24 protein-coding genes are annotated in these 18,412 nt (G+C 68.3%); 4 read left to right on the top strand and 20 right to left on the bottom strand.

Annotated elements, in window-relative coordinates:
- Nucleotides 1–20: 20 nt before the first annotated feature.
- On the top strand, nucleotides 21–467 hold the full coding sequence (msrB, locus tag ACTJI6_RS08030) for a peptide-methionine (R)-S-oxide reductase MsrB (protein WP_126152802.1): 447 nt from the start codon (nucleotides 21–23) through the stop codon (nucleotides 465–467).
- Nucleotides 464–970 (top strand): peptide-methionine (S)-S-oxide reductase MsrA, encoded by a 507-nt coding sequence (gene msrA / locus ACTJI6_RS08025; RefSeq protein WP_126152801.1) that lies wholly within the window; start codon nucleotides 464–466, stop codon nucleotides 968–970. The genes msrB and msrA overlap by 4 nt, the downstream gene beginning before the upstream one ends.
- 4 nt (nucleotides 971–974) lie before the next feature.
- Here msrA and ACTJI6_RS08020 read toward each other — a convergent pair whose 3' ends face one another.
- A complete protein-coding gene (locus ACTJI6_RS08020) occupies nucleotides 975–1,598 on the bottom strand; it encodes a YqgE/AlgH family protein (RefSeq protein ID WP_440799435.1) in 624 nt (207 codons plus the stop codon).
- A gap of 103 nt (nucleotides 1,599–1,701) precedes the next feature.
- On the opposite strand from ACTJI6_RS08020, the gene ACTJI6_RS08015 reads away from it, so the two are divergent.
- Nucleotides 1,702–2,475 carry a protein-disulfide reductase DsbD domain-containing protein gene (locus ACTJI6_RS08015; protein WP_440799432.1) on the top strand — a complete coding sequence of 258 codons (774 nt, stop codon included), beginning with the start codon at nucleotides 1,702–1,704 and terminating at the stop codon, nucleotides 2,473–2,475.
- On the opposite strand, the gene ACTJI6_RS08010 is transcribed toward ACTJI6_RS08015, so the two are convergent.
- The 3 genes from ACTJI6_RS08010 to ACTJI6_RS08000 are packed head-to-tail and all read right to left on the bottom strand — an operon-like array spanning nucleotide 2,472 to nucleotide 4,523.
- Nucleotides 2,472–3,299 (bottom strand): uracil-DNA glycosylase, encoded by an 828-nt coding sequence (locus ACTJI6_RS08010; RefSeq protein ID WP_440799795.1) that lies wholly within the window; start codon nucleotides 3,297–3,299, stop codon nucleotides 2,472–2,474. The genes ACTJI6_RS08015 and ACTJI6_RS08010 overlap by 4 nt on opposite strands.
- Nucleotides 3,296–4,000, bottom strand: coding sequence for a response regulator (locus ACTJI6_RS08005; RefSeq protein ID WP_440799429.1), 705 nt, complete (start codon nucleotides 3,998–4,000; stop codon nucleotides 3,296–3,298). The genes ACTJI6_RS08010 and ACTJI6_RS08005 overlap by 4 nt, the downstream gene beginning before the upstream one ends.
- 10 nt (nucleotides 4,001–4,010) lie before the next feature.
- Entirely contained in the window at nucleotides 4,011–4,523 is a 513-nt protein-coding gene (locus ACTJI6_RS08000; protein ID WP_241232692.1) for a MarR family winged helix-turn-helix transcriptional regulator, read from the bottom strand.
- Between the two features lie 153 nt (nucleotides 4,524–4,676).
- Between ACTJI6_RS08000 and ACTJI6_RS07995 the strand changes: the two genes are divergently transcribed.
- Nucleotides 4,677–5,546: a branched-chain amino acid aminotransferase gene (locus ACTJI6_RS07995; RefSeq protein ID WP_126153784.1), complete on the top strand. Its 870-nt coding sequence runs from the start codon at nucleotides 4,677–4,679 to the stop codon at nucleotides 5,544–5,546.
- A gap of 231 nt (nucleotides 5,547–5,777) precedes the next feature.
- Here ACTJI6_RS07995 and ACTJI6_RS07990 read toward each other — a convergent pair whose 3' ends face one another.
- The 16 genes from ACTJI6_RS07990 to ACTJI6_RS07915 form a co-directional block, all read right to left on the bottom strand.
- Nucleotides 5,778–5,966, bottom strand: a complete 189-nt coding sequence (locus ACTJI6_RS07990; RefSeq protein ID WP_440799424.1) for a hypothetical protein — start codon at nucleotides 5,964–5,966, stop codon at nucleotides 5,778–5,780.
- Nucleotides 5,967–6,029: 63 nt separating this feature from the next.
- The gene (locus ACTJI6_RS07985; RefSeq protein WP_126153766.1) at nucleotides 6,030–6,491 is read right to left on the bottom strand and encodes a PTS sugar transporter subunit IIA; all 462 of its coding nucleotides are present in this window, start codon (nucleotides 6,489–6,491) and stop codon (nucleotides 6,030–6,032) included.
- A 91-nt stretch (nucleotides 6,492–6,582) separates the two neighbouring features.
- Nucleotides 6,583–7,158 carry a ribosome hibernation-promoting factor, HPF/YfiA family gene (gene hpf / locus ACTJI6_RS07980; protein WP_440799420.1) on the bottom strand — a complete coding sequence of 192 codons (576 nt, stop codon included), beginning with the start codon at nucleotides 7,156–7,158 and terminating at the stop codon, nucleotides 6,583–6,585.
- Between the two features lie 198 nt (nucleotides 7,159–7,356).
- Nucleotides 7,357–8,106: an LPS export ABC transporter ATP-binding protein gene (gene lptB / locus ACTJI6_RS07975; RefSeq protein WP_440799417.1), complete on the bottom strand. Its 750-nt coding sequence runs from the start codon at nucleotides 8,104–8,106 to the stop codon at nucleotides 7,357–7,359.
- Nucleotides 8,106–8,582 (bottom strand): lipopolysaccharide transport periplasmic protein LptA, encoded by a 477-nt coding sequence (gene lptA, locus ACTJI6_RS07970; RefSeq protein WP_440799414.1) that lies wholly within the window; start codon nucleotides 8,580–8,582, stop codon nucleotides 8,106–8,108. Before lptA ends, lptB begins: the two co-directional genes overlap by 1 nt.
- A 17-nt stretch (nucleotides 8,583–8,599) precedes the next feature.
- Entirely contained in the window at nucleotides 8,600–9,172 is a 573-nt protein-coding gene (locus tag ACTJI6_RS07965) for a hypothetical protein (RefSeq protein WP_440799411.1), read from the bottom strand.
- Nucleotides 9,173–9,176: 4 nt separating this feature from the next.
- On the bottom strand, nucleotides 9,177–10,121 hold the full coding sequence (locus ACTJI6_RS07960) for a KpsF/GutQ family sugar-phosphate isomerase (protein ID WP_440799408.1): 945 nt from the start codon (nucleotides 10,119–10,121) through the stop codon (nucleotides 9,177–9,179).
- A gap of 72 nt (nucleotides 10,122–10,193) precedes the next feature.
- A complete protein-coding gene (locus ACTJI6_RS07955; protein WP_126153760.1) occupies nucleotides 10,194–10,808 on the bottom strand; it encodes a ribonuclease D in 615 nt (204 codons plus the stop codon).
- Between the two features lie 132 nt (nucleotides 10,809–10,940).
- Nucleotides 10,941–11,498 (bottom strand): hypothetical protein, encoded by a 558-nt coding sequence (locus tag ACTJI6_RS07950; protein ID WP_440799405.1) that lies wholly within the window; start codon nucleotides 11,496–11,498, stop codon nucleotides 10,941–10,943.
- 93 nt (nucleotides 11,499–11,591) lie between these two features.
- Nucleotides 11,592–12,224 carry a 2-dehydro-3-deoxy-6-phosphogalactonate aldolase gene (locus tag ACTJI6_RS07945; RefSeq protein WP_440799402.1) on the bottom strand — a complete coding sequence of 211 codons (633 nt, stop codon included), beginning with the start codon at nucleotides 12,222–12,224 and terminating at the stop codon, nucleotides 11,592–11,594.
- Entirely contained in the window at nucleotides 12,221–13,099 is an 879-nt protein-coding gene (locus ACTJI6_RS07940) for a 2-dehydro-3-deoxygalactonokinase (protein WP_440799399.1), read from the bottom strand. The genes ACTJI6_RS07945 and ACTJI6_RS07940 overlap by 4 nt, the downstream gene beginning before the upstream one ends.
- On the bottom strand, nucleotides 13,096–14,064 hold the full coding sequence (locus ACTJI6_RS07935) for an aldose epimerase family protein (protein WP_440799396.1): 969 nt from the start codon (nucleotides 14,062–14,064) through the stop codon (nucleotides 13,096–13,098). The genes ACTJI6_RS07940 and ACTJI6_RS07935 overlap by 4 nt, the downstream gene beginning before the upstream one ends.
- The gene (locus ACTJI6_RS07930; protein WP_440799393.1) at nucleotides 14,061–14,903 is read right to left on the bottom strand and encodes an SMP-30/gluconolactonase/LRE family protein; all 843 of its coding nucleotides are present in this window, start codon (nucleotides 14,901–14,903) and stop codon (nucleotides 14,061–14,063) included. Before ACTJI6_RS07930 ends, ACTJI6_RS07935 begins: the two co-directional genes overlap by 4 nt.
- Nucleotides 14,900–15,874 (bottom strand): galactofuranose ABC transporter, permease protein YjfF, encoded by a 975-nt coding sequence (yjfF, locus tag ACTJI6_RS07925; protein ID WP_440799390.1) that lies wholly within the window; start codon nucleotides 15,872–15,874, stop codon nucleotides 14,900–14,902. The genes ACTJI6_RS07930 and yjfF overlap by 4 nt, the downstream gene beginning before the upstream one ends.
- A complete protein-coding gene (locus tag ACTJI6_RS07920; RefSeq protein WP_440799388.1) occupies nucleotides 15,871–16,884 on the bottom strand; it encodes an ABC transporter permease in 1,014 nt (337 codons plus the stop codon). Before ACTJI6_RS07920 ends, yjfF begins: the two co-directional genes overlap by 4 nt.
- Nucleotides 16,884–18,374 (bottom strand): sugar ABC transporter ATP-binding protein, encoded by a 1,491-nt coding sequence (locus ACTJI6_RS07915; protein ID WP_440799385.1) that lies wholly within the window; start codon nucleotides 18,372–18,374, stop codon nucleotides 16,884–16,886. Before ACTJI6_RS07915 ends, ACTJI6_RS07920 begins: the two co-directional genes overlap by 1 nt.
- Nucleotides 18,375–18,412 lie beyond the last annotated feature (38 nt).

The following is an 18,412-nucleotide window of genomic DNA, read 5'->3' as shown; positions in this document are numbered from 1 at the left end:
AGGACCAGCGGAGGACAAGCATGGCCTATCAGAAAACCGCCGAGGCCGTCGCCCGGCTGACGCCCGAGCAGCGTCGCGTCACCCAGGAAAACGGCACCGAACGCCCCTTTACCGGCGAATACGACCACCATTTCGAACCCGGCATCTATGTGGACGTGGTGTCCGGCGAGCCGCTGTTCGCGTCGTCGGCCAAATACGATTCCGGCTGCGGTTGGCCCGCCTTCACCAAGCCCATCGACGGCAACGTGACCGAACACCGCGACACCTCGCACGGCATGGTCCGGGTCGAGGTTCGGTCGAAACATGGCGACAGCCATCTGGGCCATGTCTTCCCCGACGGCCCGCCCGATGCCGGGGGCCTGCGCTATTGCATCAACTCGGCGTCGCTGCGCTTCGTGCCGAAGGACCGGATGGAGGCCGAGGGTTACGGCGCCTATCTGTCCCAGGTCGAGGAGGCCGGCCGATGAGCGAACGCGCGGTTCTTGCGGGCGGCTGCTTCTGGGGGATGCAGGATCTGATCCGGCGCCTGCCCGGCGTCATCGCAACCCGCGTCGGCTATACCGGCGGTGACATCCCGAACGCCACCTATCGCAACCACGGCACCCATGCCGAGGGGATCGAGATCGTCTTCGACCCCGGCATCATCACCTATCGCAAGCTGCTGGAGGTGTTCTTCCAGATCCACGATCCGACCACGCCCAACCGGCAGGGCAACGACATCGGACCCAGCTATCGCTCGGCGATCTATTACGCGGATGAGGATCAGAAGCGGGTGGCCCTGGAGACCATCGCAGACGTGAATGCGTCGGGACTGTGGCCCGGCAGGGTCGTGACCGAGGTGGAACCCGTGGGCGATTTCTGGGAAGCCGAACCCGAACACCAGGATTATCTGGAACGCTTCCCCAACGGCTATACCTGCCATTTCCCGCGCCCGAACTGGGTGCTGCCGCGCAAGACTGCGGCGGAATAGCGGTTCAGGCCCGGCCCGCCGCCGCCGACAGCAGCGACGGGTCGATGCCCTGGGCGCGCAGGGCGGTCTGCCACTTGTCGGAATGGGCAGTGCTGAAGATCAGTTCCTCGGCCCCGTCGCCGGTCAGCCAGCCGTTTTGCAGCATCTCGTCTTCCAGCTGCCCCGGACCCCATCCGGCATAGCCAAGCGCCAGCACCGCCGAGGCCGGGCCGTGGCCGTTGGCCAGATCCTCCAGGATATCGCGCGTCGTGGTCATCGCCAGAGTGCGGCCGATGCGCAGCCGTCCCTCGGGGTCGTCGCCATGTTCGGGGACATTGTGCAGCACGAAACCGCGCCCCGGTTCGACCGGCCCGCCGAAGCGGACCTCGATCCGCCGGGCGGCGGCGTCGGTCTCGATGCCAAGCTGTTCCAGCAGGTCGCCAAAGTCGATCTCTGGCAGAGGCCGGTTCAGGACCAGGCCCATCGCGCCCTCGTCGGTATGGGCGCAGACCAGCACGACCGACCGTTCGAAGCGCGGGTCGGACATGCCCGGCATCGCGATCAGGATCTTGCCGGTCAGGTTGGACTGCTCTGCCGCGCCGGACGGAATGCCGGCAGGGCGGCTGCCGTGACTGTGGGGACTGCTCATCTGCTCTCCTTATTCCTCCAAAATCGGCATAAGCGTCCTGTGTTGCAAGCCCTGCGCGCAATTGTGACTTCATCCGGGCGCCGCCTGTCGCTATCGCTGGGCCATGATCCGTGCCGCCCTGACCCTTTCCTGCCTGTGCCTGACGGCGTCGCCGCTTGCCGCAGAGGCCCCCACCCCCGGCCTGGCCGGCGTTCGCATCCTGCCCGGCTGGACCCAGTCGGATGGAAGCCGCATCGCCGCCATAGAGTTCCGGCTGGAGCCCGGCTGGAAGACCTATTGGCGCAGCCCCGGCGACAGCGGCCTGCCGCCGGTCTTCGACTGGTCGGAATCGGGCAACCTGGACCGCGTGACGCTGCACTGGCCCGCGCCGCAGGCGATCCCCTCGGACGACGGGACGGCGCTTGGCTATCACGACCGGCTGGTCCTGCCCTTTACCGCGACCCCTTCAGCCCCCGGCAGCGGCGTCGACCTGGCTGTGACGGTCGATTTCGGGCTGTGCAAGAACATCTGCGTCCCGGCCCATGTCACCCTGACGGCGGACGCGCCGGGGACCGCGCCGGATCCCCAGATCCTTGCCGCGATGGACCAGGTGCCCCGCACCGCCCCCGGCAGTCCCGATTGCGCGATCCGGCCGATCGCCGACGGAATGCGCGTCACCGCCACCCTGCCCCGCCCCGTCGCCCTGGCGGCGATGGAGTTGGCCGAGGCCGAGGTCTGGACCTCGGGCGCCGAACTGCGGACAGAAGGCGGCGTCACGACGCTGACGGCCGATTTCGTCCCGCCCCAGGCCGCGCCTTTCGATCTGCCCCGCGACCGGCTGGTCTTTACCCTGATCGACGACCAGGGCGCGGTCGAGATGCGGGGCTGCGAAGGCTAGGCCGACCCCTCCAGCCGCGCGGCCAGCGACAGCAGGTCTGCCCAGGCTTCCCGCTTGGCGGGGGGGTTGCGCAGCAGATAGGCGGGATGGGTCATCGGCAGCGCCGGGCGGCCGAAGGCCTGCACCCAGTTCCCGCGCAGCCGCAGGATGCCGCGCCGTCCGATGGCCGCGTCGCAGGCGATATTGCCCATCAGCACGATCAGATCGGGGGCCACCAGGTCGATATGGCGGCGCACGAAGGGCAGGCTGACGGCGATCTCATCCGGGCGGGGGTCGCGGTTGCCGGGGGGTCGCCAGGTCAGCACATTGGTGATGTAGAACGCCTTTTCCGCATCCACCGCCCGGCGCGACAGGCCGATGGCGTCGAACATGCGGTCCAGCAACTGCCCCGCGCGGCCCACGAAGGGGCGGCCCTGGCGGTCCTCTTCGTCGCCCGGCGCCTCGCCCAGGATCAGGACGCGCGCCTTGGGATTGCCGTCGGCGAAACAGAAGTTCCGCGCGCCCTTCTTCAGCTCGATCCCGTCGAAACCCTCCTGCGCGGCGGCCAGGGCGCCCAGCGTATCGGACGCCGCCGCCAAGGCCTCGGCCTGGGCCACGCGGGCGGGCAGGTCGTCATCACCGTCGGCGGTCAGGGACAGCGAGGGCGCCGCCGGGGGGGCCGGCGGGATCTGCGGCGGGGCGGCGGGGGCCGCCAGGTCGAAGCGGTCCACCGGGGCGTCCAGCATGGGTTCGTCCACGCCCATCTCGGCCTGCCATTCCAGCAGCGCCAGCGCCGTGCCGGCATCAAGTTCGGCCCCTTGCCAGATCGGCCTGTCCACCGTCAGTCCACCACCAGCATATAGCCCGTGCCGCGCACGGTTTGCAGGAAGCGCGGCTCGCGGGGATCGGGTTCGATCTTGCGGCGCAGCCGGGTGATCTGCACGTCGATGGCGCGTTCGGAATTGTCGCCTTCGTCCCCGCCGCCCCGGCCCAGATCGTCGATCAAATCGGCGCGGCTGACGGGCTCGCCCCGGCTGGCGGCCAGGCGGCGCAGCAGCGCCTGTTCGGTGCCGGTCAGACGCAGATGGCTTTCGCCCTGCCACAATTCGCCCTTGTCGATGTCGTATCGCAGCGCCCCCAGGGTCAGGAATTTCGGCTGGTGAACCTCGGGCGCGGGAATGCGGCGCAGGATCGCGTTGATGCGCAGCAGCAATTCGCGCGGCTCGAAGGGCTTGGGCAGGTAATCGTCGGCGCCGACTTCCAGCCCGGTGATGCGGTCCTCGGTCTCTCCGCGCGCGGTCAGCAACAGGATCGGCGTGGTCAGCCTTTCGCGCAAGGACCGGGTCAGCGCGAATCCGTCCTCGCCCGGCATCATCACGTCCATCACGATCAGGTCGAAGTCCAGCCCGGCCAGCAACCGGCGGGCCTGGGCCGCGTCGCGGGCCAGCGTGACCAGAAATCCGCTCTTGCGCAGGAACCGGCCCAGCAGCGCACGGATGCGTTCGTCGTCATCGACGATCAGCAGATGGACGTCAGACTGGCTCATGTCGCGGGCCTTATTCGGGCAGATCCTTCATCGACTGATACTGCGCCCGCGTCTCGGGGTCCATCATCGCCTCCAGCACCTGACGAAAGCCCGCCACCGCTTGCGGTCCTGCGGCGCGGTAAGCCTGACGCATCCGCGCGCGCTGCGCTTCGGACAGCCGCCGTTCCAGGGCCGCGCCTTTTTCCGTCAGATGCAGGTGGCGTTCGCGCCGGTCGCGGCGGCCGACGCGGCTTTCGACCAGCCCGTCCTCGATCAGGGTGCGCAGCACGCGGTTCAGCGACTGCTTGGTCACGCCCAGCACGTCCAGCAGCGCCGTGACCGTCAGACCCGGATCGCGGTGGATGAAATGCAGCGCCCGGTGATGGGCGCGGCCGTAATCCAGCCCCGCCAGGATCAGGTCGGGATCGGCGGTGAAGGCGCGATAGGCGAAGAACATCGCCTCGATCCCGCGACGCAGCTTGTCGTCGGTCAGGAACAGCAGATCCTCGCCCATCAGGGTATGAACGCGCATCGTCTCGGCCATCGCCACTCCTTTCCCGGTTCGCCCCTTGATAGGGCAGTGTTGTTGACTTTCCAAGATTCGATTGCTAGGCGTCAAGCACTTCGCGCAACAAAAGGTTTGGTTCCGGGCGAACTGGCGCAAGAATCGCAAAGCCCGGCGGGATTGGAGAGAATGATGACGGCGGCCTATGACGATCGCGACGGCAAGATCTGGATGGATGGCGAACTGGTCGACTGGCGCGACGCGAATGTGCATATCCTGACCCATGCGCTGCATTACGCAAGCTCGGTCTTCGAGGGCGAGCGGTGCTATGACGGCAAGATCTTCAAGGGCCACGACCACTCGCTGCGGCTGATCGAATCGGCCCGCCTGCTGGACATGCAGTCGCCCTATTCCGCCGAGGAAATCGATGCCGCGAAGGAAGCCGTGCTGAAGGCCAACGGCTTCACCAACGCCTATGTCCGCGCGGTGATGTGGCGCGGCTCGGGCCCCGACATGGGTGTGTCGGCGGCGCGCAACAAGGTCCGCATGGCCGTGGCCTGCTGGGAATGGGGCAGCTATTACGGCGACGCGAAATGGCAGGGCGCCAAGCTGGACGTGGCGAAATGGAAGCGTCCGTCGCCGGAAACCATCCCCACCGCCGCCAAGGCCGCCGGTCTGTACATGATCTGCACCATGTCGAAGCACGCGGCCGAGGCGAAGGGCTGTTCCGACGCGCTGTTCATGGACTGGGAAGGCTATGTGGCCGAGGCGACCGGCGCCAACATCTTCTTCATCAAGGACGGCGAGGTCCACACCCCCCAAGCCGACCGCTTCCTGAACGGCATCACCCGCCAGACCATCATCCAGATGCTGAAGGACAACGGCACCGTGGTCCACGAACGCCGCATCCGCCCCGAGGAACTGGAGGATTTCCAGGAATGCTTCCTGACCGGCACGGCGGCCGAGGTGACCCCGGTCGGCCAGATCGGCGACTGGCATTTCCAGGTCGGCAACACGACGCGGAAGATCAGCGAGGACTATGAACGGCTGGTCCGCGCCTGATCCGCGCGTTACAACCACAACCCAGAAGGGCCGTCCGAAAGGGCGGCCCTTCGCTGTCTTGCGCCCCTTTTTCAGGCCCATCATCGACGCGGCGCGCAAGTTGGCGCCGGTGCCGACCTATATGCTGGCGGGCACCACCCCAAGTATGGCGACGGCGCCGACCAGTCGGCTGCGGGTTCACGCCGTGGCCGATCCGGGCGGATCGCATTCCCGGCTACCGTTCAGAATCGGCTAACGCATCTGTTCGCGTTCGATGCGCAGGAATTCGGCCGCCAGGCGATTGTCCTCGGCCCGCATCTGCGGACGGCTGTGCAGGGTTTCGATGGCGGGATGGGTGCCCGATTCGCGTTCGTAACGGGCGAATTCCCGCAGGCGCGTGCCGCTGTTCTCTCGGGGTTGGTCGATAATATGCTTGCTCATATCCGGCCTCCTCTAGGACAGAGAGAGCGTCAATATAGGACCGAATCGCCTTGGATCAAACCCTCAGGCGGCCTTGATGCCCTGCGCGGCCAGAACGGCGTGCAGCGCGACCGGATCGTCATTGGCGCGCAGCTTGGCGCGCAGGTCGGCGTCGCGCAGGGTGCGGGACACAAGCGCCAGCGCCTTGAGGTGATCGACGCCGCTGGATTCGGGCGCCAGCAGGCCGAAGACCAGATCGACCGGCTGGCGGTCCACCGCGTCGAAATCCAGGGGCTTTTCCAGCCGCACGAACAGACCCACCACCGTGTGCAGCCCGTGCAGCCGCGCATGGGGCAGCGCCACGCCCTGGCCGACGCCGGTCGGCCCCAGGCTTTCGCGTTCCTGCAACGCGTCCAGAACCTCGGTCGCGTTCAGGCCGTATTCGGCATGGGCCAGATCCGCAAGCTCCTGAAACAGGCGCTTTTTTGAGGTTACCTGCCCCAGGGACCGTACGGCTCCGGGCTTGAGGATTTCGGTCAACTGCATGGCTGGCGTCTTTCCCAAAGGCTCAAGCGCCCCCGCGCAGAATGCCGGGGGCGCGTCAACTCTCGTTCGTCAGGCGTTCCGCGCGGCGGCCTCAGCCATTGCCGCGCGGGTCGATCCAGCCCACATTGCCGTCGTCGCGGCGGTGGACCACATTGACGCCCCCGTGCTTTTCATTGCGGAACACCAGAAGCGGGGTGCCCGACAGTTCCATCTGCATCACCGCATCGCCCACCGACAGCGTGGGCACGCGGGTTTCCATTTCCGCGATGATGATCGGTTGCAGGCCGCTGTCCTGCGCTTCCCATTCATCCTCGTCGGCGGCCAGCACATACATGCCCGCCTGCCCGAATTCAACCGGCTCGGACCTGTCCTTGTGGTGATCCTTCAGGCGGCGCTTGTAGCGGCGAAGCTGCTTGTCCATCTTTTCGCGGCAGGCCTCGAAAGCGGCATAGATCTCGGTGGCAGAGCCGCGGGCCGTCACGTTCAGCCCGGTGGACAGATGCACCACGGCGTCGCACAGGAACTGATGGGCATCCTTGGAAAAGGTGACCGTCGCATCCGTGGGGCGCTGCGAATACTTGCCGACCGTTTCGCCCACTTGCGTCTTCACATGCGTCGAAAGCGCATCGCCGACATCGATCTGTTTTCCGCTGATGGTATAGCGCATCGTCTTTCCTCTCGGTTGCCCGTCTTCCATGCGCCGGCCCGTCTGCCGGCACAGGGCGGAAACGGGGATGGCGGGATGCGGTTCCTGCCGCACCCGCATCTATCAATCTGGTGACAGCGGATCGCTTCTGTCAACGGGGTGCGGGTCGGCGGCAACCGATTTCACCGCGACGGTTCCGCAAGGCCACGCGGCGATCTGTCACGCCATGCGGAAGCCTTCGCCCAGATAGACCTCGCGCACCTTGGGATCGGCGACGATCTGGTCGGTGGTGCCGGACATCAGCACATGCCCGTCATGCAGGATATAGGCACGGTCGACGATGCCCAGCGTCTCGCGCACGTTGTGATCGGTGATCAGCACGCCGATGCCGCGCGATTTCAGGTCATGGACCAGGCCGCGAATCTCGCCCACGGCGATGGGATCGACGCCCGCGAAGGGCTCGTCCAGCAGCAGGAAGCTGGGATCCGAGGCCAGGCAGCGCGCGATCTCGGCCCGGCGGCGTTCGCCGCCCGACAGGGCCAGGGCGGGGGCGGCGCGCAGATGCTCGATGGAAAAGTCGCCCAGCAACTCCTCAAGCCGGTCGCGGCGGTGGCGGGGATCCTCGTGCACGACCTCCAGCACGGCCATGATGTTCTGTTCGACCGTCAGGCCACGGAAGATCGACATCTCCTGCGGCAGATAGCCGATGCCCATCCGCGCGCGGCGGAACATCGGCAGGCGCGTAGCGTCCCGCCCGTCGATCAGAACCTGCCCGGCATCGGGCGGCACAAGCCCGGCGATGCAGTAAAAGCAGGTGGTCTTGCCCGATCCGTTCGGCCCCAGCAGGGCCACGACCTCTCCGCGCGCCAGATCGACCGACACGTCGCGGATCACCGGACGGTTGCGATAGGATTTGCGCAGCCCCCGGACCCGCAGCCCGTCGCCCGACCGTCCCGCCGCGCCCCGCATCAGTTGCCGCCCGGTTGCAGCACCGACCGCACCCGGCCCTGGACCTGGGCCTGTCCGGTGCCCAGGTTCACCTGCATCGTGTCGCCGGTCAGCACGTTCTGCCCCTGCGTCAGCACCACGTCGCCGGTCAGCGTGACATTGCCCCCGGCCACGTCATAGGTGGCGGCCTGGGCCTCGGCCGCGTCGGGACCGGACACCAGCGTCACATTGCCGACGGCGTCCAGCGACCGGATGCGGTTCTGGTCCCCTTCGGCATAGATGATCGTCACCCTGTCGGCGGACAGCCGCATGCCGCCTTGGCCGATCACGACATTGCCGGTCAGAACCGCGCTGCCGTCAGCCTGGTTGACGGACAGATTGTCGGCCCGGACCTCGACCGGGGCGGTGATATCGGCGCGCATCCCCCCGAAGGCGACGTTCTGCGCGACAGCCGGGGTGGCGGCAAGGATCAGGGCTGTCAGCAGGGGGCGCAGCATCGGTTCGGTCCTTTGGGTCAGGGCTGGTATATCAGACGGACATCGCCCGAGAAATTCAAGATCGAAGCGTCCCCCGCCGCGTCCGGCGCAAGCTCCATCCGCCGGGCGGACAGGCTGCCGAAGGGCGCCTGGGCCTGCACGCCGTCCTCGGCGGCGATCCGGGATCGGTCGGTCGCGGCCTCGACGCTGGGCGCATCGACCGTCCAGCCCGAGGATGTGGTCATCCTGACCCCCCCGCCCAGCCGGATCGCGCCACCGTCCACCCCGGCCTGGGGCGCGGTCAGATCGGCGCGCAGGCCGTCTGGGCGCTGCCAGTCCAGTTGCAGATCGCGAGCCTTGCCGCCGCTTCCCCCGGCCGGCGCGGCCTCGGTCGCGCGCAGGACCAGCTGCGCCCCATCCGCCGTCACGCCCGCATATTCGGGGGCCACCAGCCGCGGGTCGCGGGCCATCGACTGCGCGTCCACATCGGCATAGGGGATCTGCGATTCCCCGTCGCCCTGGCGCGAGAACAGGAACAGCACCGACAGCATCGCCAGCGCCGTCAGGGGCAGCAGGACACGCAGCCAGCGGACGATCCGGGTGCGGTTCATCGCCCTAGACGATCCCGGCCCGCAGGCAGTCGTGGATATGCAGGATGCCCTGCGGCATCCCCTCGGCCACCGCGAACAGGCAGGTGATCTTGCGGTCCTGCATCTGCGCCAACGCGGTTTCCGCCAGGGCGTCGGGCGCGATCACGCGGGGACCGGGGGTCATCACCTCGGCCGCGCGGCGATCCAGCAGGCCCTGCATGTGCCGCCGCAGGTCGCCGTCGGTGATGATGCCGACCAGATGCCCTGCCCGGTCGGTCACGCCGGTCACGCCATACCCCTTCTGGCTGATGACCAGCAGCGCGTCCGTCATCGGCGCATCCTCGGGCACCAGAGGCATGTCGCGGTGCATCAGGTCGCCCACCTTGGCCAGCCGCGCGCCCAGCTTGCCGCCGGGATGGAAGGTGCGGAAATGCTCGGGGGTGAACTTCCGATGCTCCATCAGCGCAATGGCCAGGGCATCGCCAAGCGCCAGCGTCATGGTGGTTGAAGTCGTCGGCACGATGCCGCTGCCGCAGGCCTCGGGCGCGGCGGGCAGAACCAACGCCACATCCGCCTGGCGCAGCAGCGTGGATTCGGGGCGCGACGCGACGCCGATCAGCGGAATCCCAAACCGGCGGGTATGGGCGATCAGGTCGGCCAGTTCCGGCGTCTCGCCGCTGTTGGACAAGACCAGGGCCACGTCGGCCTGCGTGACCATGCCCAGGTCGCCATGGCTGGCCTCGGCCGGATGGACGAATTGCGCGGGCGTCCCGGTGGATGCGAAGGTGGCCGCGATCTTGCGCCCGACATGGCCCGACTTGCCCATGCCCGACACGATCACCCGGCCCCGCGCCCCCAGGATCAGATCCACCGCGCGGGCGAAATCGCCGTTCAGCCCCTCGGCCAGAAGGGCCAGCCCCTGCGCCTCGGCCAGGATGACACGCCGCGCCGTTTCCAGATAATCGTTCAAACCGCCTGCCTTTGCCTTGGTCCAAATATCCCGCGGGGGTCCGGGGGCGCGAAGCCCCCGGCTGCCCGACATCTAGTGCCGGAAGATGTCGTTTTCATCCCCCCAGCCCAGCAAATCCAGATGGGCGCGGGCGGGCAGGAAGTCGAAGCAGGCCTGGGCCAGCCCCATGCGGTTCTCGCGCCGCAGCCGGTCTTCCAGAGCCTCTTTCAGCTTGTGCAGATGCAGCACGTCGGATGCCGCATATTCCAGCTGCGCATCGGTCAGGTCGGCCGCGCCCCAGTCGCTGGTCTGCTGCTGCTTGGAGACATCCACGCCGACCAGTTCGCTCAGCAGGTATTTCAACCCGTGTCGGTCGGTATAGGTGCGCACCAGCTTCGAGGCGATCTTGGTGCACCAGACCGGCGCCGTCACCACGCCGAAGGCGTTTTCCAGGGCGGCGATGTCGAAGCGGCCGAAATGGAACAGCTTCAGAACCTTGGGATCGGTCAGCATCCGGCACAGGTTCGGCGCCTCGGTCTGGCCGCGTTCGATCTGGACCAGATGCGCATCGCCGTCGCCCGACGACAACTGCACCAGGCACAGCCGGTCGCGCCGGGGATCCAGCCCCATCGTTTCCGTGTCGATGGCGACGACCGGGCCAAGGGTCAGGTCGTCGGGCAGGTCGTTGGGGTAAAGATGTATGCTCATCGCGTCGTCCATCCGGGGCCAGGCTGTGATGGCGCCTCTCTCACCAGAAAGCGGCGCGGCATTCCAGTCTTTTCGCATGCCCGGCGGCAACGCGGCGGATGGCCGGGGACGCTGGCCCCGGCCAAACAGAGCTCAGGACGACTGAGCGGCCTTCACCGCTTCCATGCAGGCGTCCTCGTTCCCGGCGGCAAGCGCGTCGCGCGCGGCCTGGATATGGGCGTCGCGGCCGGAATGGTCCATGGTGGCGCCGCCGCTGGCCTGTTCGGCTGCGGTGGGCTGGCCCTCCTGCTGGGCCTGGGCATCGGCGCCCGACATGGCCACGCCTGCCTGCTGGCCCGACGCGTCCTCCAGCGGCACATGGGTTCCGTCCTTGGCGATCCCCTCGCCCCCGTCGGCCCCGGCAGTATCGGTGGATGCCGCGCCGTCAGCCGCGCCCTCGGGCGTCGGCGCCGCGCTGTTCATGCCCGCGGCCTCGGCCGTATCCGCAGCCTCGGTCGCGGCGGCATCCGAGCCGGTCGCCGCGTCCGGCGCCCCTTCCAGCGGCGCAAGCGAACCGTCCTTCGAGATTCCTTCCGCCGCCGCGCCGCCCTCGGTCAGGCGCGCCAGTTCGGCGGCGCAGTCGGCCTGCGCGGAAACCGCCGTCAACGCCAGGAATGCGCCGCCGGCCACCCAAGTGAATGTGGCTTTCATCTGATCCTCCCGGAATGTGATACGCCTCCCACCGGCGCATCGCCCGAAACGCGCCCCTTCCGGCAATGTTCCCCCAAGCCCGACCGGCTTAACTTATGTCATGGCCAGCAGGGCCTGCCAGGCCGCCATGAAGCCGCAGGCCCGGTCGCCGGTGACGGCCGCGTCCTGGCCGGGCCGATACAGCGCCGATCCCAGGCCGAAGCCATCCGCCCCCGCCATGCGGTATCCTGCCATCGCCGCCGGGTCTATGCCGCCCACCGGCAACAGCCGGGCGTCTCGCGGCAGCACGGCGCGCATTGCCTTGACAGCGGCGGGGGGGATCATCTCGGCCGGGAACAGCTTCAGGGCGGCGGCCCCGGCCTCAAGCGCGGCGAAAGCCTCGGTCACGGTCCCGACGCCGGGGCAATAGGCCAGGCCCAGCCGCCGCGCCTCGGACGCGACGCGAGGGTCGAAGTTCGGGGCGATGATGATCCGGCCCCCGGCCTCGGCCACCGCGCCGACCTGTTCGGGCCGCAGCACCGTGCCCGCACCGATGATCGCATCGGGGGCCGCGTCGGCCATCCGGGCGATGCTGTCCAGCGGTTGGGGAGAGTTCAGCGGCACCTCCAGGATCGTGAAGCCTGCGCCGATCAACGCGGCGGCGGTCGCGGCGGCCTCGTCCGGGCGCAGCCCGCGCAGGATCGCGATCAGCGGGTTCGCGGCGAAGGCGGTATCGAAATCGGTCATGAAAGCCCCTTGATCCGGGCAATTTCCCACAGTCCCCGCCGCGCCATGCCCGGCGGCGCGATCACGGCGGCGATGCCCATCATGTCAAGCGCGATGCGATATCGCGCGGCCAGATCGCCCCGCCCGATGATCGTGACCGGGCCGCCCGCGTCCCGCGCACCCTGGGCGACCTCGTCCCCGATCAGCAGGCCCGACAGGTAATCGGCGATGTCCTGGGGCGCCAGCCGGTCCAGCAGCGCCAGCGTCCGGGCGCTGAAGATGCGCCCCAGCAGCGCGCCATCCTGCCACCCCGCCTCGACCCCACGGCGGAAGGCGTCCTCATTGCCCGGTCCCGGCTGGATCAGCCGGCCCAGGATCGAATGGTCGCGCAGGACCGCGAAGACTTCGCCGGTCATGACGGTGCGAAAGGCGGTGATCCGCCCGCCCCGTGCCCGCGCCCATTTGCTGTGGGTGCCGGGCAGGACGAACAGCCCGTCGGCGCCCCCGCCCGCCAGATGGCCGATGATCTCGGTTTCCTCGCCGCGCATCACGTCGGGGGCGGGGCCGTCCGGGTCGCTGACCGCGCCGGTCACGAAATGGATGCCGTCATGCAGGGTCAGGCTGTCGGCCAGCGCGGCGGCGTCCAGCGGCAAGGGCAGGTAAGGCGTTTCCACCCAGCCGTTGCGGCTGGTGATCATGCCCGAGGCGATGGCCGGCGCGCCGTCCAGCCAGCCGCCGATCCGGTCTTGCAGGGCCTGGCGGAACCCGCCCGGCAGGGCGCCTGCCGCCAGGATGCCGGGGCCATCGCCGACGGCTTCCAACACCTTACCCCCCGCGCCCATCCGCCAGGCGCGGAACGAGGTCGTGCCCCAGTCGATGCCGATCAGCGCGGTCATTGGCTGAACCTGTAGGCGACATGGTGGCGATAGGTCTGGCCGGGCCGCAGGATCGCGTCGGGGAAATCCGGCCGGTTCGGCGCATCGGGCCAGCCTTGGGTTTCCAGCGCCACCCCGGCAAAGCGGCCATAGCGGCGGCCATCCAGCCCCGGCAGTCCGTCGAAATGCACGCCATCGTAAAGCTGCAATCCGGGTCGGTCGGTTTCGATCTGCATCCGCAGCCCCGTTTGCCCGGTCAGCTCGGCCACGACACGTCGGGCAACCGGACCATCCGACAGGCAGAAATTATGGTCGTATTCCCCCGGCGCGATGGGCCGCGCCTGCCGGAAATCGAAACGCGTGCCCTGGACCGGCGCCTTGCCCGGCAGCGGGATCAGATCGCCGTCCACCGGCAGGTAACGATCCGCCGCGATCCGCAGCCGGTGGCCGCGCACATCGCCGCTGCCGTCCAGGTCGAAATAGCCGTGATGCGCCAGGTTGCAGGGCGTCGGCGCATCCGAGGTGGCCGACAGGTCGAAGACCAGCGCGCCATTGCGCAGGGCAATCTCGGCGCGGATGGTCATGGTGCCGGGAAAGCCCATGTCCCCGTCCGGCAGGCAAAGCATCAGGGTAGCGCTGTCGTCCTGCGCATCCTCGACCGTCCAGACATGCCGGTTCGTCCCGCAAGATCCGCCATGCAGGGTGTGGCGGCCGCGGAAATTCGGGTCGGTACGGTATTCCTTTCCGTCCAGCGTGAACCGCGCCCCGCCGATACGGTTGGCGAACCGCCCGACGATGGCGCCCAGATAAAGGCCCCTGTCCAGATAATCCGCCGGATCGGGGCAGCCCAGAACCAGCGGATGCCCGATGCCCTCCAGCCGCAGATCCTGCACCGTCGCGCCCAGGGTCAGCACCTGCGCGGTCAGCCCGCCGCCGGTCAGCGTCAGCTGGTCCACGCGGCGTCCGTCGGGCAGGGTCCAGGTCACAGGATCACACGGGGTTCGGCCAGGCCGGTCAGGCCCGGTTCAAGGCGATAGGTCTTGCCCTGCGCGTCGTCGGGCGCCTCGATCCCGTCGCGCGCGGTCGTGACCAGCAGATGCGACAGATCCGGTCCGCCGAAGGCAGGGCAGGACGAATGCCGCCCGCCGACCTTCCAGTCATGGGTCCGTTGACCATCCGCATCGAAGCGCATCACCGCCCCCTGCCCCCAGACCGCGCAGCAGAAGCCGCCCCCGGCGTCGATCACCGCGCCATCGGGCGACCAGCCTTGCGCGGACAGATCCAGATAGATCTGCGGTTCCCCCACGGGCCAGCCGTCCGCATCCAGATCCTGTCGCCAGACGATGCTGCGGTCGGTGTCCGAATAATGCACCGTTCCCCCGTCGGGCGAAAAACAGATCGAGTTCGGGATGGTGATCGGATCCACCAGCTTGCGCACCTCGCCCCGATAAAAACGATAGATCGCGCCCGCGCCCTTTTCGGCCTTCTTGCCCATGGTGCCGAACCAGAACCCGCCCTGCCGGTCGGCGCGCCCGTCGTTCGACCGGGTGTCCGGGTTGTCGGCCTCGACGGCCGCGACATCGGTCAGCCTGCCATCGGCCAGCGACAGCACCGCCAGCCCCGTTTCCGTGGCGACCAGCAGCCGGTCGCGGTCGATCCAGCCCGCCGCCGAAGCGATGCGGCCCAGCGGCCATTCCAGCGGCGTGCCATCCGCGTCCTGCGACAGCAGCCGCATGCCCAGGATGTCGAACCAGAAGAACTGCCGGCGTTCGGGGTGCCACAACGCCCCCTCGCCCAGTTCGCAACGGCGGTGGTCGTGGATCATGATATCCCTTTCGCAAGCCGCATCCGCGACAGTTTCAGCAGGGCCTTTTGCAGCAGGATGAAGGCCAGCAGAAGGACGCCGATGACGATCTTCGTCCACCAGGACGACAGGCTGCCGTCGAAGACGATATAGGTCTGGATCAGCCCCATGGTCAGCACGCCGACGAAGGTGCCGAACATGTATCCCGCCCCCCCGGTCAGCAGCGTGCCGCCGATCACCACGGCGGCGATGGCGGTCAGTTCGGTCCCCACCGTCGCCAGCGAATAGCCCGACCCGGTATAGATCGAAAAGACGATCCCCGACAGCCCCGCCATCGCGCCGGAAAACGCATAGACCAGCACCGTGGTCCGCCCCTGCCGGACGCCCATCAGCCGCGCTGTGGCCTCGCCCCCGCCCAGGGCATAGACGGATGCGCCGAAGCGGGTCTTGTGCGCCACGATCATGCCCAGGATGAAGGTGGCGACCATCACCATGCCGATCAGCCGCAGCCGCCCCTTGCCCGGCATCAGCCAATACAGCGATTGCAGCCAGTCATAGAACGGATGCTGGATCGGCACGGAATCGATGGACAGGATATAGGCCGCGCCGCGTGCCAGGAACATGCCCGCCAGCGTGACGATGAAGGCGGGCATCGCCAGCCGGTCGATCAGAAAGCCCATGCCCGCCCCGAAGGCCGTGGTCAGCGCCAGCAGGATCGCGAAGACCGCCAGCGGATGCAGCGACGTGTCGCGCAGCAGCACGGCGATGAACACGCCGGAAAAGGCGATCACCGATCCGACCGACAGATCGATGCCGCCCGACAGGATCACCAGCGTCATGCCGACCGCGACGATCCCCAGATAGGCGTTGTCGGTCAGCAGGTTGCCGATGACGCGGGTGGACAGGATGTTCGGGAATTGCAGCCAGAAGACCAGATAGGCCAGCAGGAAGATGCCGATGGTGACATACAGGGGCAGCGCGCGGGTGTTCATGCCTGTCTCCGCAAGCTGGCTTCGCGGCTGGCGCGGTGGCTGTCGCGCCACAGCCGCCATTCGGCGCTGACGCGCGGCGATTGCAGCACCAGGATCACCAGCACCAGCCCGGCCTTGATGATGAGGTTGTACTCGGACGGAAAGCCGATCAGCCGGATACCGATGCTGATGGTCATGATGATCAGCGCGCCGATCACCGACGCGGCGATGGAGAACCGCCCGCCCAGCAGGGAATTTCCGCCGATGACCACGGCGAGGATCGCGTCAAGCTCCAGCCACAGGCCCGCGTTGTTGGCGTCGGCGCCGCGGATGTCGGCGGTGACGATCAGCCCGGCCAATGCCGCGCACAGGCCCGACGCGGCATAGACCGCGATCAGCAGCACCGTGGCGTTGACCCCGGCCAGGGCACTGGCGCGGCGGTTGACGCCGGTCGCCTCGACCAGCAGGCCCAGGGCGGTGCGGCGCATCAGCACCGCCGTGGCGATGGCGGTGGCGATCCAGATCCAGGCGGGCACCGGCAGCCCGGCGACCGTGCCCGACCCGATCCAGCCGAAGCCGGGATCGGTGAAGGTCAGGATCCGCCCCTCGGTGATCAGTTGCGCGATGCCGCGCCCCATCGTCATCAGGATCAGCGTGGCGACGAAGGGCTGGATGCCGACGACCGCGACAAGCGCGCCGTTCCACAGCCCCGCCAGCACGCCTGCGCCAAGCGCCAGCAGGATCGCGGCGGGCAGGCCCCAGCCGGCCGCGACGGCGGATGCCGCGACCGCGCCGCAGATCGCCATGATCGTGCCGACCGACAGGTCGATGCCGCGCGTGGCGATCACCAGCGTCATGCCCACTGCCAGCAGCGCCACCGGGGCGGATCGCTTCAGCACGTCGATGACAGGCCCGACCAGCCGCCCATCGTTCATCTGGACCGACAGGAACCCCGGATAGAAGGCCGTCACCACGGCGGCCAGGGCGGCCAGGGCGATCAGTTGCGGGGCAAGGCGTTTCAGCATCTCCATCACGCGGCCTCGGTCGCGGCGATGGCCTGGACGATGCGGGCGGGGGCGATGTCATCGCCGGTCAGTTCGGCCACATGGCGGCGGTCGCGCAGCACGATCACCCGGTCGGACACCGCGATCAGCTCGTCGATTTCCGAACTGATGACCAGCAGGGACATGCCCTGTTCCACCAGGTCGTGAATCAGCCGGACGATTTCCGCATGGGCGCCCACGTCGATGCCGCGCGTCGGCTCGTCCAGGATCAGGAAGCGCGGGTTCATCGCCAGCCAGCGGGCGAGGATCACCTTTTGCTGGTTGCCCCCCGACAATTCGCCGATGCGCTTGTCCCGGCCCGCCGTGCGGATGTCCAGCCGCCGGATATAGTCGTCGGCCAGCCGGTTCTGATCCCCGCGCGGGATCGGCCTCGCCCAGCCGCGCCGGGCCTGCAAGGCCAGGATGATGTTCTCGCGGATGGACAGGTCGGCGACGATGCCGTCGGTCTTGCGCTCCTCGGGGACGAAGCCGAAGCCTGCCGCGATGGCCGCGCGCGGGCTGCGCAGGTCCAGCGGGCCTTCCTGGTCGCGCGCCTGCCCCGAATGCGCGCCCAGCAGACCGAACAGCAATTCGGCGGATTCGGTCCGGCCCGATCCCAACAGACCTGCCAGGCCCACGACCTCGCCCTGCCCCACGGCCAGGTCAAAGGGTTCGATCACGCCGCGCCGGGTCATGCCCTGGAACTCCAGCATCGGCGGGCGGGGGCCGCGCGCGGCGGCGTGATGGGTCGTCGCATCTTCCAGTTCGCGGCCCAGCATGTGTTCGATCAGGCGCACCCTATCCAGGCTGGCAGTGTCGGTGGTGACGATCTTGCGGCCGTTGCGCAGCACCGTCACGCGGTCGGTCAGGTCGAAGACCTGATCCAGGAAATGCGACACGAAGACGATGCCCAGGCCGCGTTCCCGCAGGCCCCGCACCACGTCGAAGACCATCCGCACCTCGGCCGCGTCCAGGCTGGCGGTGGGTTCGTCCAGGATCAGCACCTTGCCCGACAGGGTAACCGCGCGGGCGATGGCGACGATCTGCTGGATCGCCACGGAATAGGCGCCCAGGTCGCGGTCCACGTCCAGATCCAGCCCGTATTCGGCCAGCATCGCTTGCGCCTGCGCCCGCATGGCGCGGGTCTGGATCAGGCCCCACCGGCGCGGTTCCCGTCCGAACATCAGGTTCTGCGCCACGGTCAGGTTGGGCAGCAGGTTGACCTCTTGATACACCGTGCCGATGCCCAGTTCCTGCGCATGGGCGGTGGAACGCGGGTCGATGGCCGCGCCCTCCAGCATCATCGTGCCGCCGTCGCGGCAATAGGCACCGGTCAGGCATTTGATCAGCGTCGACTTGCCCGCGCCGTTTTCGCCCAGCAGGGCATGGACCTCGCCCGCGCGCAGGTCGAAATCCACGCCGTCCAGCGCGCGGGTGCCCGGAAATGTCTTGGTCAGCGACCGGATGGACAGCAGCATGACGCCCCCTTTCGTCAGGAATGCCGGGCCACGGATGC

The sequence above is a fragment of the Paracoccus sp. 22332 genome (genome assembly GCF_052045125.1).
Lineage (GTDB): Bacteria > Pseudomonadota > Alphaproteobacteria > Rhodobacterales > Rhodobacteraceae > Paracoccus > Paracoccus haematequi_A.
Note: the sequence above shows the minus strand (reverse complement) of the source record. Positions and strands in the feature narration are given on the sequence as shown.

Bases quoted from the DNA above. Each gene is read 5' to 3' on its own strand.
- hpf (WP_440799420.1), bottom strand. From the start codon at position 7,158: ATGCGCTATACCATCAGCGGAAAACAGATCGATGTCGGCGATGCGCTT.
- msrA (WP_126152801.1), top strand. From the start codon at position 464: ATGAGCGAACGCGCGGTTCTTGCGGGCGGCTGCTTCTGGGGGATGCAG.
- ACTJI6_RS07940 (WP_440799399.1), bottom strand. From the start codon at position 13,099: ATGACCGCGCTGATCGGCATCGACTGGGGCACGACCTCGTTCCGCGCC.
- msrB (WP_126152802.1), top strand. From the start codon at position 21: ATGGCCTATCAGAAAACCGCCGAGGCCGTCGCCCGGCTGACGCCCGAG.
- ACTJI6_RS07930 (WP_440799393.1), bottom strand. From the start codon at position 14,903: ATGATCCACGACCACCGCCGTTGCGAACTGGGCGAGGGGGCGTTGTGG.
- ACTJI6_RS08015 (WP_440799432.1), top strand. From the start codon at position 1,702: ATGATCCGTGCCGCCCTGACCCTTTCCTGCCTGTGCCTGACGGCGTCG.
- ACTJI6_RS07985 (WP_126153766.1), bottom strand. From the start codon at position 6,491: ATGCAGTTGACCGAAATCCTCAAGCCCGGAGCCGTACGGTCCCTGGGG.
- ACTJI6_RS07945 (WP_440799402.1), bottom strand. From the start codon at position 12,224: ATGACCGATTTCGATACCGCCTTCGCCGCGAACCCGCTGATCGCGATC.
- ACTJI6_RS07995 (WP_126153784.1), top strand. From the start codon at position 4,677: ATGACGGCGGCCTATGACGATCGCGACGGCAAGATCTGGATGGATGGC.
- lptA (WP_440799414.1), bottom strand. From the start codon at position 8,582: ATGCTGCGCCCCCTGCTGACAGCCCTGATCCTTGCCGCCACCCCGGCT.
- ACTJI6_RS07920 (WP_440799388.1), bottom strand. From the start codon at position 16,884: ATGGAGATGCTGAAACGCCTTGCCCCGCAACTGATCGCCCTGGCCGCC.
- ACTJI6_RS08020 (WP_440799435.1), bottom strand. From the start codon at position 1,598: ATGAGCAGTCCCCACAGTCACGGCAGCCGCCCTGCCGGCATTCCGTCC.
- lptB (WP_440799417.1), bottom strand. From the start codon at position 8,106: ATGCGGGGCGCGGCGGGACGGTCGGGCGACGGGCTGCGGGTCCGGGGG.
- ACTJI6_RS07965 (WP_440799411.1), bottom strand. From the start codon at position 9,172: ATGAACCGCACCCGGATCGTCCGCTGGCTGCGTGTCCTGCTGCCCCTG.
- ACTJI6_RS07990 (WP_440799424.1), bottom strand. From the start codon at position 5,966: ATGAGCAAGCATATTATCGACCAACCCCGAGAGAACAGCGGCACGCGC.
- ACTJI6_RS07955 (WP_126153760.1), bottom strand. From the start codon at position 10,808: ATGAGCATACATCTTTACCCCAACGACCTGCCCGACGACCTGACCCTT.
- ACTJI6_RS07915 (WP_440799385.1), bottom strand. From the start codon at position 18,374: ATGCTGCTGTCCATCCGGTCGCTGACCAAGACATTTCCGGGCACCCGC.
- ACTJI6_RS08005 (WP_440799429.1), bottom strand. From the start codon at position 4,000: ATGAGCCAGTCTGACGTCCATCTGCTGATCGTCGATGACGACGAACGC.
- ACTJI6_RS07950 (WP_440799405.1), bottom strand. From the start codon at position 11,498: ATGAAAGCCACATTCACTTGGGTGGCCGGCGGCGCATTCCTGGCGTTG.
- ACTJI6_RS08000 (WP_241232692.1), bottom strand. From the start codon at position 4,523: ATGGCCGAGACGATGCGCGTTCATACCCTGATGGGCGAGGATCTGCTG.
- yjfF (WP_440799390.1), bottom strand. From the start codon at position 15,874: ATGAACACCCGCGCGCTGCCCCTGTATGTCACCATCGGCATCTTCCTG.